The 14,377-nt window shown below is 54.7% G+C and carries 4 protein-coding genes; all 4 read right to left on the bottom strand.

What is annotated here, in order from left to right:
- On the bottom strand, positions 1-10,150 hold a 10,150-nt coding region (locus GE543_RS21820), incomplete at its 3' end, for a calcium-binding protein (RefSeq protein WP_306092882.1).
- Positions 10,151-10,163: 13 nt separating this feature from the next.
- A complete protein-coding gene (locus tag GE543_RS21815; RefSeq protein WP_103689987.1) occupies positions 10,164-10,613 on the bottom strand; it encodes a hypothetical protein in 450 nt (149 codons plus the stop codon).
- Between the two features lie 69 nt (positions 10,614-10,682).
- Positions 10,683-12,104, bottom strand: coding sequence for an HlyD family type I secretion periplasmic adaptor subunit (locus tag GE543_RS21810; RefSeq protein WP_103689988.1), 1,422 nt, complete (start codon positions 12,102-12,104; stop codon positions 10,683-10,685).
- Positions 12,097-14,259: a type I secretion system permease/ATPase gene (locus GE543_RS21805; RefSeq protein ID WP_153222352.1), complete on the bottom strand. Its 2,163-nt coding sequence runs from the start codon at positions 14,257-14,259 to the stop codon at positions 12,097-12,099. Before GE543_RS21805 ends, GE543_RS21810 begins: the two co-directional genes overlap by 8 nt.
- Positions 14,260-14,377: the final 118 nt, after the last annotated feature.

Below are 14,377 nucleotides of genomic sequence, written 5' to 3'. Positions count from 1 at the left end.
GGATAATCAGGTCATCGGATTCGCGGCGCAGCACCACATCGGCAGCGTTCAGCCCTTCCAGACGAATCACATCCAGTTTGTTGGCCGTGGTGTCGTTATAGGCATAGTTGCTGATAGTGTCCTGACCCGAGCCCTTGCGGAACACGTAGGTGTCGGAACCGTAGCCACCGTCCAGCGAGTCGTTGCCGCTGCCGCCGTCCAGAGTGTCGTTGCCGTAGCCGCCGGTAAGCGTGTCATTACCTGCGCCGCCCAGCAGTGTGTCGTTGCCATCTTCACCGTTGAGGGTGTCACGGCCATCGCCGCCGTCGAGGATGTCATCACCGGCACGGCCATTCAGGGTGTCGTTGCCCGACAGGCCGAACAGGCTGTCCGCCGACTCATAACCAGTGACGGTCTCGTCGACTTCGGTACCGGTGAGCAGAGCCGTACGGATCTGCTCATTGGTCAGTGCCGTACCATCGGCAAACTGCACCTGATCGATACCATAGCCGTAGATGGCACTGCTGTAGAAGTGCGAACTGACCCGTAGGGTTTCACCGCTGTCCTTGATCTGGATAATCAGGTCATCGGATTCCCGGCGCAGCACCACATCGGCAGCGTTCAGCCCTTCCAGACGAATCACGTCCAGTTTGTTGGCCGTGGTGTCGTTGTAAGAATAGTTGCTGATAGTGTCTTGACCCGAGCCCTTGCGGAACACGTAGGTGTCGGAACCGTAGCCACCGTCCAGCGAGTCGTTGCCGCTGCCGCCATCCAGAGTGTCGTTACCGTAGCCACCGGTCAGCGAGTCATTGCCTGCGCCACCCAGCAATGTGTCGTTGCCATCTTCACCGTTGAGGGTGTCACGGCCATCGCCGCCGTCGAGGATGTCATCACCGGCACGGCCATTCAGGGTGTCGTTGCCCGACAGGCCGAACAGGCTGTCCGCCGACTCATAACCGGTAACGGTCTCATCGACTTCGGTACCGGTCAGCAGAGCCGTACGGATCTGCTCATTGGTCAGAGCCGTACCATCGGCAAACTGTATCTGATCAATGTTATAGCCGTAGAGAACGCTGGTGTTGAAATGCGAGCTGACCCTCAGGGTTTCGCCGCTGTCCTTGATCTGGATAATCAGGTCATCATACTCACGACGCAGCACCACATCGGCAGCGTTCAGACCTTCCAGACGAATCACGTCCAGTTTGTTGGCCGTGGTGTCGTTATAGGCATAGTTGCTGATAGTGTCCTGACCCGAGCCCTTGCGGAACACATAGGTGTCAGAGCCGTAGCCACCGTCCAGCGAGTCATTGCCGCTGCCGCCGTCCAGAGTGTCGTTGCCGTAGCCCCCTGTCAGCGTGTCATTGCCTGCGCCGCCCAGCAGTGTGTCGTTGCCATCTTCACCGTTGAGGGTGTCACGGCCATCGCCGCCGTCGAGGATGTCATCACCGGCACGGCCATTCAGGGTGTCGTTGCCCTGTGCGCCAGACAAACGATCATCGCTGACGTAACCGGTGATGTTGTCGTCTATCTCAGCGCCCATCAGCAAGGCCGCGGTGATCTGTGCCTGATCCCAGACAACCCCGTCGGCAAACTGCAACTGGTTGATCGCATAGCCGTAGCTTGGATCGCTGTAGAAATGAGAGCTGACCCGCAGGGTTTCGCCCGTCTGACGAATCTGAATCACCAGATCATCGGACTCACGACGAATGCTCACATCATCCTTGGTCAGCCCCTCTAGACGAACGATGTCAAGCTTATCGAGCGTGGTGTCGTTGTAGGAGTAGTTGTTGATGGTGTCCCGGCCATAACCCTTGCCGAAAACATAAGTATCAGAGCCTTTTCCGCCATCAAGCGAGTCGTTACCGGCACCACCGTCAAGCAGATCGTTGCCTGCACCGCCGCTAAGCGAATCGTTTCCAGCCCCGCCCAAGAGCGCGTCGTTACCGTCTTCACCGTAGAGCGTGTCCTTGCCATCCCCCCCATCGAGCACATCATCGCCTGCACGTCCACTCAGGGAGTCATTGCCCGCCAGGCCTGTGAGGTTATCGTCGCTGGCATAGCCAGTAACGCTGTCATCGCCTTCAGTGCCGATCAGCAAGGCCGCGGTTATCTGCGCCTCGTCCCAGAGAGTGCCATCGGCAAACTGCAACTGGTTGATCGCATAGCCATAGCTTTGATCGCTATAGAAGTGCGAGCTGACGCGTAAGGTTTCGCCGGTCTGGCGAATCTGGATCAGCAGGTCGTCGGACTCGCGACGAATACTGACATCACGGGTATTCAAGCCCTCAAGATGAACCACATCCAGCTTGTCAGGCGTGCTGTCGTTATAGGCATAGTTGTTGATGGTGTCCTGCCCGGAGCCTTTGCGGAAGACATAGGTGTCCGAGCCCTTGCCACCTTCCAGGGAATCATTACCGGCACCGCCATCAAGCGTATCGTTGCCAGCGCCACCCGACAGGGTATCGTTGCCGAGCCCCCCGAGAAGCGTGTCATTACCGTCTTCGCCGTAGAGAGTGTCCCGGCCTTCACCACCGTTGAGCAGGTCATCGCCAGTACGGCCACTGAGAACATCGTCTCCCTCAAGCCCCACCAGCTCATCGGCCGTGGCATATCCGATGATACTGTCGTTGCCTTCAGTGCCGATCAACAGCGCCGAAGTGATTTGGGCCTGGTCCCAGATCGTACCGTCAGCGAACTGCAACTGATCAATCGCGTAACCGTAGGTTTGATCGGTGGTGAAATGTGAGCTGACACGTAAGGTTTCGCCCGTCTGACGAATCTGAATCACAAGATCATCGGACTCGCGACGGATACTGACATCACTCGTATTCAGCCCTTCCAGCCGCACCACATCCAGCTTGTTCGGTGTGCTGTCGTTGTAGGCATAGTTGCTGATGGTGTCCTGCCCGGAGCCTTTGCGGAAGACATAGGTATCCGAGCCCTTGCCGCCCTCAAGCGAATCGTTGCCCGTACCGCCATCAAGGATATCGTTACCTTCGCCACCCGAAAGGGTGTCATTGCCCGCACCACCCAGAAGGGTGTCATCGCCGGCCTCACCGTTAAGGCTATCCCTGCCATCTCCACCATCGAGCAGATCGTTGCCATTTCGGCCATTGAGAGTGTCATTTCCCGCCAGCCCGGATAGTGTGTCGGCAGTGTCGTAACCCGTAATGGTGTCATTGCCTCCAGTACCATCAAGGAGGGCCGAGGTGATCTGTGCTCGATCCCAAACGCTGCCGTCGGCAAACTGCAGTTGATCGATGGCATAACTCCAGTTGCTGGATTCGGCGCTGAAATGCGAACGAATGCGCAGGGCTTCGCCAGTCTGAAGAATCTGCACAATAAGGTCATCGGATTCGCGGCGCAGACTGACGTCTCCGCTGTTCAAACCATCCAGACGAACGACATCGAGCTTGTTCAGGGTCGTATCGTTGTAAGTCAAATTATCGATTGAATCGGAGCCAGACCCTTTAGCGAAGATATAGGTGTCCGATCCCTTGCCGCCTTCCAGCGTGTCATTACCAGCACCGCCATCCAGAACATCGTTACCGTTGCCGCCAGTCAGGCTGTCGTTGTCGGTACCGCCGAGCAATGTGTCGTCACCGTCTTCACCATATAACGTATCGCGTCCTGCTCCTCCCAGAAGGGTGTCATTGCCAAGCCCCCCATACAGCGTGTCATTGCCTGCCACGCCTTGAAGGGTATCGTCAGTGTCGTAACCGGTGAGCGTGTCATTGAACTCGCCCCCCGTCAGCATTGAAGCCTTGATCTGATCTACACCCCAGACGGTACCGTCAGCAAACTGCAGTTGATCGATGGCGTAGTTGTAGTAACTGCTGGAAGGAGAGAAATGCGAGGAAACACGCAGGGTATCGCCGGTTTCCTTGATCTGGATAATCAGATCACTGTATTCCCGACGCAGGCTGATATCGCTCAGGTTAAGCCCTTCAAGACGAATGACGTCCTGTTTGCCAACAGTGCCCTCGTTGTACACACCGTTGCTGATGGTGTCCTGTCCAGAGCCTTTACGGAAAACGTAGGTGTCAGAACCATAACCACCGTCAAGGCTGTCGTTGCCCGAACCACCATCCAGCACGTCATCGCCATAGCCGCCACTGAGCGAGTCATTGCCTGCGCGCCCCAGCAATATGTCGTTGCCATCCTCACCGTATAAAGTGTCCGAGCCATTGCCCCCGTCGAGCACATCATCGCCCGCACGACCGCTTAGCGAATCGTTTCCATCCTGACCAAAGAGGCTATCTGCTGTGGCATAACCTGTGAGAGTGTCGGCCTCTTCCGATGGCAGAACAACGGCAGCTTTGATCTGTGCGCCATCCCATACGGAGCCATCGGCGAACTTCAGTTGATCAATCGCGTAGGCGGTGACGCCATCCTGACTAAAATGCGAACGCACCGTCAGGGTGTCACCTGTTGCCTTGATCTGAATGACAAGATCGTCACCCGACCGAGAAAAGCGCAGGTCGGCCGGATTCAAGCCATCCAGCTGAATGAGATCAACCTTATCGGCAGCTGTTTCGCCGTAAGAGCTATTGTTGATGCTGTCCTGACCGTACCCTTTTGCAAACCGGTAAGTGTCAGAGCCGCGACCGCCATCAAGCGTATCGTTGCCAGTGCCACCATCAAGGATGTCGTTGCCATCAGCGCCATAAAGAATATCGCTACCGGCGTTGCCCGACAGCAAATCATCCCCGTCCTCGCCATACAGGTAGTCTGAACCGGAACCGCCACTCAAAGTGTCTTGGCCAGTGCCACCGTACAAGTTGTCGTTGCCTTCGTCACCACTGACAACATCGTTGCCGGCAAGACCGTTGAGGACATCATCCCCCTTACCACCAGCAATACGGTCGTCGGATGCATAGCCGGTAAGGGCATCATTACCATCAGTGAAGGTAAAGGCCGCCATGGTCTTGATTTGTTCAACGTTCCACTGAGTGCCGTCAGCAAATCGAATCTGCTCTACGGTATAGGGCGTGTCGCCGTCATTCTGGAAGTAGCCGGAAATCGTTACCTTGTCCGTGGAATTTTTAAGGGACAAGACCAGATCATTATATGAACGGGTAACAATGATATCGGTCGGAAGAATGTTCGTCGCGAACTCGATAACATCTGTCTTTCCTGCACTCGAATCGTAGTTATTGATCGAGTCCTGACCCCAGCCACGGTTGAAACGATAGACGTCGGAGCCCTCGCCACCCGAGAGAGAATCGTTGCCATTACCGCCATCCAGTTGGTCGTTGCCTGAATCGCCATATAGTGTGTCGTTGCCTGAGTCGCCGGTCAGCGTGTCATTGCCCTCGCCACCGGTCAGGTAGTCCGAGCCATCGCCGCCGGATAACTGGTCAATGCCAGCGCCGCCGTACAGGTAGTCGTTCCCCTCCTCACCGAACAGCGCATCATTTCCGGCTTCGCCCGAAAGACTGTCAGCACCCGCTCCGCCTTGAAGGGTGTCATTACCCGCCTGACCATAAAGACTGTCATCGCCTAAACCGCCGTTCAGGGAGTCATCGGTGGCGTAACCCCAGAGGTTGTCATTACCGTCGGTGGTGACAGTGGACAGGGCTTTGATCTGATCGAGATTCCATTCAGTGCCATCGGCAAAGCGAATCTTCTCCAACGCATAGGGAGTAACACCATCATTCTGGAAATAGCCAGAAATCGTGATTCTGTCAGTAGCGTTTTCAAGCGACAGGACCAGGTCAGAGCCTGAACGCGTGACAATGATATCGGCCGGAAGGATGTCTGCCGCGAACTCAATAGCATCCGTCTTCCCTGCGCTCGAATCGTAGTTATTGATCGAGTCCTGACCCCAGCCACGGCTGAAACGATAGACGTCGGAGCCATCGCCACCCGTGAGGTAGTCGTTGCCAGTACCGCCATCCAGTTGGTCGTTGCCTGAATCGCCGTACAGCGTATCGTTGCCTGCATCGCCGGCAAGGGCGTCATTGCCCTCGCCGCCAGTCAGGTAGTCCGCGCCCTCACCGCCAGACAACTGGTCGATGCCGGAGCCTCCATATAGGTAGTCATTTCCAGCATCACCGAGCAGCGTATCGTCGCCGCTCTCACCCGAGAGGCTGTCGCCACCGGCTCCGCCCTGAAGGATGTCATTGCCAGCCTGGCCGTAAAGACTGTCATCGCCCTGGCCACCGCTCAGCGTGTCATCAGTCGCGTAGCCCCACACATTATCATTGCCATCTGTAGTGATGACGGCCGCGGTTTTGATCTGATCGAGAGTCCAAGTGGTACCGTCAGCAAAGCGGATCTGTTCCAGCGCATAAGGGGTAACACCATCATTCTGGAAATAGCCAGAAATCGTGATTCTGTCAGCAGTGTTTTTAAGCGAAAGGACCAAGTCAGAGCCTGACCGGGTGACAATGATATCGGCCGGGAGAATATCCGCCGCGAACTCGATAGAATCCGTCTTCCCTGCGCTCGAATCGTAGTTATTGATCGAGTCCTGACCCCAGCCACGGCTGAAACGATAGACGTCGGAGCCATCGCCACCCGTGAGGTAGTCGTTGCCAGTACCGCCATCCAGTTGGTCGTTGCCTGAATCGCCGTACAGCGTATCGTTGCCTACATCGCCGGTCAGGGTGTCATTGCCCTCGCCGCCGGTCAGGTAGTCTGAGCCGTCGCCGCCAGACAACTGATCGATGCCGGAGCCGCCGTATAGGTAGTCATTTCCAGCTTCACCGAGCAGCGTGTCGTCGCCGCTCTCACCCGAGAGGCTGTCGCCACCGGCTCCGCCCTGAAGGATGTCATTGCCAGCCTGGCCGTAAAGACTGTCATCGCCTTGGCCACCGCTCAGTGTGTCATCAGTCGCGTAGCCCCACACATTATCATTGCCATCTGTAGTGATGACGGCCGCGGTTTTGATCTGATCGAGAGTCCAGGTGGTACCGTCAGCAAAACGGATCTGCTCCAACGCATAAGGGGTAACACCATCATTCTGAAAATAGCCAGAAATCGTGATTCTGTCAGCAGCGTTTTTAAGCGACAGGACCAGGTCAGAGCCTGACCGGGTGACAATGATATCGGCCGGGAGAATATCCGCTGCGAACTCGATAGCATCTGTCTTTCCAGCACTCGAATCGTAGTTATTGATCGAGTCCTGGCCCCAGCCACGATTGAAACGATAGACATCAGAGCCATCGCCACCCGTGAGGTAGTCGTTGCCAGTGCCGCCATCCAATTGGTCGTTGCCTGAATCGCCATATAGGGTGTCATTGCCTGCATCGCCCGACAGGCTGTCATTTCCCTCACCTGCGGTCAGATAGTCAGCCCCTTCGCCGCCGGATAATTGGTCGGCACCAGCGCCACCGTAAAGGTAGTCATTTCCGGTGCCGCCGAGCAAGATGTCGTCACCGGCTTCTCCCGAGAGGCTATCCGCACCGGCACCACCTTGAAGAGTGTCGTTGCCTGCCTGACCATAAATGTTGTCGTCACCCAGACCGCCATTCAAGATGTCATCGGTCGCGTAGCCCCAGACATTGTCATTACCGTCCGTGGTAACAACAGCCATGACTTTAATTTGCTCAAGACGCCACACAGTGCCATCAGCGAAATTAATGGCTTCGAGCTGATAACTACTGAGCCCATCCTGATAGAAATAACTGGAAACTATAATTCTATCAGCCGTATTTTTCAGCGACAGAATCAAGTCATTGCCCGACCGAGTAACCAGTATCTCTTCGGGTTGAATACCCGCTGCAAACTCAATAAAATCCGTCTTGCCAGTACTGGTATCGTAGTTGTAGATAGAGTCCTGCCCCCAGCCACGACTGAAGAAATAACTATCGGAACCTGCACCGCCACTCAGAGAGTCATTGCCTGAGCCGCCGATGAGCAGATCGTTACCTTCCTCGCCATAAAGCGTATCGGCCCCCGCGCCACCTTCAAGGATGTCGATCCCACCGCCCCCAATGAGATAGTCACCCCCCTCACCTCCGACGAGAACATCATTGCCTTCAGCACCACTCAGTTGATCATTTCCAGCGCCGCCATAGAGATAGTCTTCAATGGCAGATCCCGCCAGATATTCATCGGAGGCAAGTCCCAAAATGACTTTGTTTTTGCCACCATAAACTTCAGCAAGCTGCACAGCCTGGCTACCTGTCAGCTCTGCGAGCCAGACAGAAATCTGACCACTCCAATCGGCACGTCCGAGAGCCGAGGACAGCTCAGAGGCATCAACAATCGCATCAACGGGGTTGACGCTGTGGACATCCGACAGTTTTTGAGTGATGAACGATGTATCAAGCAGAACTTCGTCACCGCTAATGGTCAGTTTCAATGCAGAGACGTAGTCACTCAACCGAGTCTGCAATAGAAGACCGGAATAGACAGAAGACATCAAAGCATCGTATGCCTTGTTAATCTGACTAATCTGCTGCGCCTGAAACGAAAAGCTTTCTTCCGTGATATAAAGGGTGCCGATTGGATAAGATACAGATCGAACCGTAGAGGTAGTACGAGTGCCTGTCTTGGCAGAAATGGAGACTTCTTTTTTCTCTTCCTGCCCCGTCTCTGTTTTCTCGAACTGAAAATACTCAACACCGGTAAAAGCCTCAAGTACACTGATCTTCTCAAGCAGATTTTTTATTTCAAGTTGACTGGCTGTTGGCTCTCGTGACGGAGGCTTGGTGGGAGCAGAAGCGCCACCATTATCACTGGCAATAAAAGATGTGTCCGGTTTTTCCCACGAATAGATGAATTGAACTTTATAAAAGCCAGTGGAGAGATCCTCTACCCTGTCATCAAAGCTTTTGAGACTACTCGTCCCCGCCCAAGCCGTTAGTAAGCCTCCGGCTAACGCCAATTGCTCTTGGCGGGTAGTCGCCGAACTGTAACGAGAAACTGCGTCTTGCAAATCGCTACTGAGCATGGCGGCCTGTCGCAGATCACGAACAGCTCCCGCCCCTTTCATATCAGGCAGTGCGTTCACTTGTGGACTAATTACTATTGTATCTGCATAGTCACGATAAAATGTATTCTTGACAAAATTTATACTACCAACGGAGCTTGTCGACTCTTCACCCGTCGCGGGATCAATATGTGTATACGTACTGGTAGCTGTAATAATATTACCGTTATTGTTATGCCCTGCATCAACACTTTTAACGCCAATACTGACAATCCCAAGCTGTTCTAATGTTTTCAACTCCGACGACTGGGAAACACCATCCTGATTGAAGTCCTGCCAGACTTTTACAGCATTGAAGCTTTCATCACCCGCATCAAAAAAACCATCTTCATTACTGTCCAGATCGGCCAAGGCCTCAAAACCATTACTGGCTTTTGTGCCATTAGACATGACACGGTCGACACCAAAAAGCTCTGCGCCACTGTTGATGATATTGTCGCCATTTAAGTCCATGACGAGCAGGCCATCATCACCACTCACCCAGCCGGTGCCTGTTTTATTCTTGTCGCCATCGTGATCGAATACAATCCCGACATTACTGGAGACGGTTTCAATACCATCACCGTCCAGATCCAGCACCAGAGGGTCAACGAATTGCAGTGCAGAATTGAAATAGGAGTAAACGTCGAATGCGATGTCACCCAAACCTTCCATCATAGTATCAAACAGTGACGTCCCAGCATCAGAGGCCCACTTATAAACATCAGACAGCGCAGTTTCAATCATGTCGGAGGTCTTATCAGCGAACTCAATAAAACTATCCGCAAGTTTTTTGAAATCCTCCTTTATCCCATCCCATGACTCTTCAAGCTCTCTATACGTTTCGGGATCAGCCAGCCACTTACCCAAAGATGTCGCATACTCTGCCGTCTGTTCCAACCCCAACCCTATGCCAATAGCACCCGCAACCAGCGCCGCCGCAGGAGAGGCCCCTGCTACAAGTGCTACGGCTGCGATTGTTCCTATCAACGCACCTGTCACCCCAAGAATCTCGTTGGCGGAAAGCTTCCCCTCACTCCCAGACTTGATTGCCGCTGCGCCTTGCCATGTCAGGTTCTGCAACTGCATGCCAGGAGACTTTGCAAGAAGTGCAGCCAACAAACCGTTCGTATTGACTATTCGGTCAAACGTCGTAGTCGACTTATCTAGCTTTACTGCGTTATCTGCAATCGTGTAAGAGTCCATGACACCTGAAGCTAATTTTTCCACCATCGGGTTTACCGCAGCCATAGAAATCTCCCTATTAGATTCGCTTAATTAGATACATAAAAGCAAAAACAGCCAAAATCTTGCACGTCGCCAGACCCCCTTTAAACGCCAGAGAGTACCACTCTCCCCCTTCAACACAGTCCAGACACTGAAGTGTGGGGGGAGACGCCCCCCGCTTTTTAAATTCAAGCTCGCGACAATAGCCATAAAACATGAATGACCAGAGAAGCATGAGAGCCCCCCACCCCTTGACCTGATCTCCAGAAGAGTAAACCACCTCTGGCTCCAGCAGATAAGAAACACCTGCCAAAACAAAAATAAACATACCTACATAAGCCCATTTCTTACGGGCCTTTGGTGATGCTTTAAAATTATTAAACACATCAAAAGGATAAAACCGCTTATCTCGCTGCAACCTATCCTCAAGGGAAACTAAATAACCAGAACTAAACGCAAGCATCCCCACAATCAAAATAAGAATCATATAAAACACTCACTTCTCGCAGAACAAGATTTTAAAAATCAAGGGGCGCATCCCCCCATCAAGCTATACCTACCGCTCCCTCAAACTCTCCGACGCATGCTGCTGCAACGGACTCAGGAAATACTCGATTACCCGCCGCTTGTTGGTCTTCACTTCCGCCGTCACCGCCATACCCGGTGACAACTTGATGTCCACACCATTCACATTCAGCGTGTCGCTGTTTAGGCGGATCTTGCTGCTGTAAATCAACCCGCGCTTTTCATCTTCGATGGCGTCGTTGGAGACGCTGATGACTTCGCCTTCGATCGTGCCGTACTTGGTGAAGGTGAAAGTCTCGACCTTAACGGTAACGGGCTGACCGGCACGGACGAAACCGACGTCCTTGTTCTCCAGCATGGCTTCCACTTCCACGGGCTGGCCGTCGGGGACCAGGACCATCAGTGGTTGTGCAGGGGTGACGACGCCGCCAACGGTGTGCACAGCCAGTTGCTGGACGGTGCCGTCGACCGGCGCTTCAAGGGTGGTGAGGTCTTCCTGATAGCGAGCCTTGGTCAGGTCTTGATTGAAAGACGAGATTTTCTGGTCGGCCTGTTGCAGCAAGTCGAGCATGGCGCGGCGGGTCTGGGCGACTACGCCTTCGCGACGACGTTCTGCTTCCTGGCGGGCGGCGGTGGATTGCAGGACGCTGGCCTGCTGCACGCTCAGTTGGCGTTCCAGGTCCAGGCGGGCCTGTTCCTTTTCCAGGTAAGCGTGACGGGCGATGTACTGCTTTTTCAGGAGGTTTTCGTAGTCACTTGCCAGCTTGGTGGCGATAGGCAGGGTTTTCTGCAAACTCATGACTTGAATACGCGCGGCCTGAATATCGGCCTGGCGTTGCTGAATTTCGGCGTCTACCAGGTCAAGGCTACTGCGGTACTCCTGATACTGGCCCTGCAGCCAGCGCTCAGCCGCCAATACATGCATCGGGTCGGCATCCAGTATGGTGCCGGTCAGATCCCGAGGTGGCTTGCGCTGATTGATTGCGTCGAGCATGGCGGCCGCGCGAGCGCTGTCGATTCGCGCAGCCAGCAAGTCACTGCGAACACGTCCGACATCGGCATCGGCTGATGTGGAATCCAGCTCCAGAAGCAATTGGCCTGCCTTGACGGATTGCCCGTCACGCACATGAATCGCTTTGACCACCGCGGTTTCACTGGACTGAATGGTTTTCGTCTTGCCGCTGGGAATAATTTTGCCGCTGGCTGTGGCGACCACGTCAATCTTGCCCAGGCATGCCCATAGCAACGCCAGGGCGGCAAAAAACATGATTGCCCACATAAAAACACGCGGCGCGGGATGACTGGGCTTATCCTGGAGTTCCAGTGCTGCGGGCAGAAACTGCACTTCATGCGCCAGGCGCTTGGGCGCATCCATTTCTCGACGCTGACGCCACGATTGGCGCCACACACGGCGGTAGCGCTGCAACAGACCGGTAGATTCGGCGTTAGACATGGCTGCCTCCCTGCTGCAGGCGATGAAGGCGCGAGTAATGACCGGCTTGATGTGTGAGCAATTCGGCATGAGTGCCCTGCTCTACAATTTGCCCGCGATCGACTACAACGATGCGGTTGGCATCGCGAACGGCAGACAGCCGATGCGCGATGATGATCACCGTGCGCCCCTTGCAGATGGCCTGCATGTTCTGCTGAACAATGCGCTCGGACTCATAGTCCAGCGCACTGGTGGCCTCGTCGAAAATCAGGATGCGCGGGTTGCCCATCAGGGCGCGGGCGATAGCGATACGTTGGCGCTGACCGCCAGATAACGACGCACCGTGCTCGCCGACCATCGTGTCGTAGCCCTCCGGCAGCTCAAGGATGAAGTCGTGGGCGCCAGCCAGTTTGGCCATTTGCATCACGGCTTCCAAAGGCGCTCCGGCATCGCTCAGGGCGATGTTTTCGCGAATGCTGCGGTTGAACAGCATATTGTCTTGCAGTACCACGCCGATCTGGCGGCGCAGGGAAGAGACGTCTGCCAGGGCCAGATCCATGCCGTCTACCAACACCCGACCGCGCTCCGGTACATAAAGGCGCTGTAACAGGCGCGTCAGTGTGCTTTTGCCAGAGCCGGAACGCCCCACCACACCGATGACCTGGCCTGGCGCGATAACAAGATTGATGCCCCGCAGGATCTCCGAGCCATCGGGACGATAGCGAAAGTGCACCTGATCGAACTCAATGCGCCCCTTGATCGGCGGTAGCGCACTGCGGTTGACTTGCGAGAGTTCGTTACGGGTATTAAGGATGTCGCCCAGGCGCTGCACTGATACGCCGGTCTGCTGGAAGTTGGTCCACAGTTGGGCAAGGCGCATGATCGGTTGGGCAACACGCCCGGCCAGCATATTGAACGCAATCAACTGGCCCACCGAGAGTTGGCCGTCAATCACCAGGCGAGCACCGAACCACAGTGTTGCGACAGTCACCAACTTGCCTATTAGAGAGACACTTTCGTTGGCAATGGTCGACAGGTTCTGAGTTTTGAATCCGGCAGCGACATAGCCCGCCAACTGGTTATCCCACTTGCGAATGGCTTGAGGCTCCACTGCCATCGATTTAAGGGTGTCGATGCCGTTAACCGTTTCGACCAGAAACGCTTGGTTCTCAGCGCCTCGGGCAAAACTGTCGTTAAGGCGTTTGCGCAACACAGGAGTAATGAGCACCGACACCAGAATGTAGAGCGGCAGGGACAACAGCACGATCAACGTCAGCCAACCGCTGTAGTAAAACATCACCGCAATGAACACCACCGAGAACAGCACATCCAGCAACAGGGTGATGGCATTGCCGGTCAGGAAGTTGCGGATGTTTTCCAGTTCACGCACACGCGCTACCGAGTCGCCCACGCGGCGCGCCTGGAAGTACGAGAGTGGCAACGTGATCAAGTGACGAAACAGCTTCGAACCCAGCTCTACGTCGATGCGGCTGGCGGTATGCGCAAATACGTAGGTGCGCAAGCCGGACAGGGCCGACTCGAACAGCATGACCCCCGCAAGACCAATCGCAATGACATCAAGCGTTGTCAGCCCGTGATGAACCAGCACCTTATCCATAACCACTTGAAAGAACAGCGGCGTGATCAGCGAGAAAATTTGCAGGACGAAGGAGACCAGCATCACTTCGCCCAGCAACTTCCGGTATTTGACGATGGCAGGGATGAACCAGGTGAAATCGAAACTTGAAGACTCGCCCGGTGTTCCGGCTTCCGAGCGGATAAGCAATAACTGTCCTGTCCAACGCGCCTGCAAGGCCTCGAAAGTAACAACCTCAGGGCGTTGAGAAAGAGGGTCATGGATGAGCACCTTGCCTTGATCAAGACGCGCAATAATAAAAAAACCACCGTTATTGTCCGCCGCTATAGCGGGAAGTGGTGTACGGTCCAGACGCTCTGTGGTGGTCCTGGCGGCTTTGGCTTTCAAGCCGAGCTTGCGTGCTGCCAGCAACAGGCTGTCTTGCGACAGGCACTGGTCAGGACTGCCGAACTCATGGGCCAGTTGCTCTGGCGAGGCAGCCACCTGATGAAAGCGGGCAAGCATGACCAAAGAGGCCAGCCCGGTATCGAGGCGCGGGGCATTGTCAGGCGTCTGAGCGCCCATTTCCGAATCATTCATTGCGCTTCCCTGCTGACATGCCACTGGTAGGCAAATCTGATCAATCCATCATCTAATAGCAATATGCCATTGTGAAGTGGATCACATTTTTAAAACAAAATGTATATGGATCTTAACT

It is taken from the genome of Pseudomonas sp. SZ57 (genome assembly GCF_009495975.1).
In the GTDB taxonomy this organism is placed as follows: Bacteria; Pseudomonadota; Gammaproteobacteria; order Pseudomonadales; family Pseudomonadaceae; genus Aquipseudomonas; species Aquipseudomonas syringae.
This window is presented reverse-complemented; position numbering and strand designations above follow the sequence as displayed.

What these genes read in the sequence shown, in the direction of transcription:
- GE543_RS21815 (WP_103689987.1), bottom strand. Translation starts at nt 10,613, where the DNA reads ATGATTCTTATTTTGATTGTGGGGATGCTTGCGTTTAGTTCTGGTTAT.
- GE543_RS21810 (WP_103689988.1), bottom strand. Translation starts at nt 12,104, where the DNA reads ATGTCTAACGCCGAATCTACCGGTCTGTTGCAGCGCTACCGCCGTGTG.
- GE543_RS21805 (WP_153222352.1), bottom strand. Translation starts at nt 14,259, where the DNA reads ATGAATGATTCGGAAATGGGCGCTCAGACGCCTGACAATGCCCCGCGC.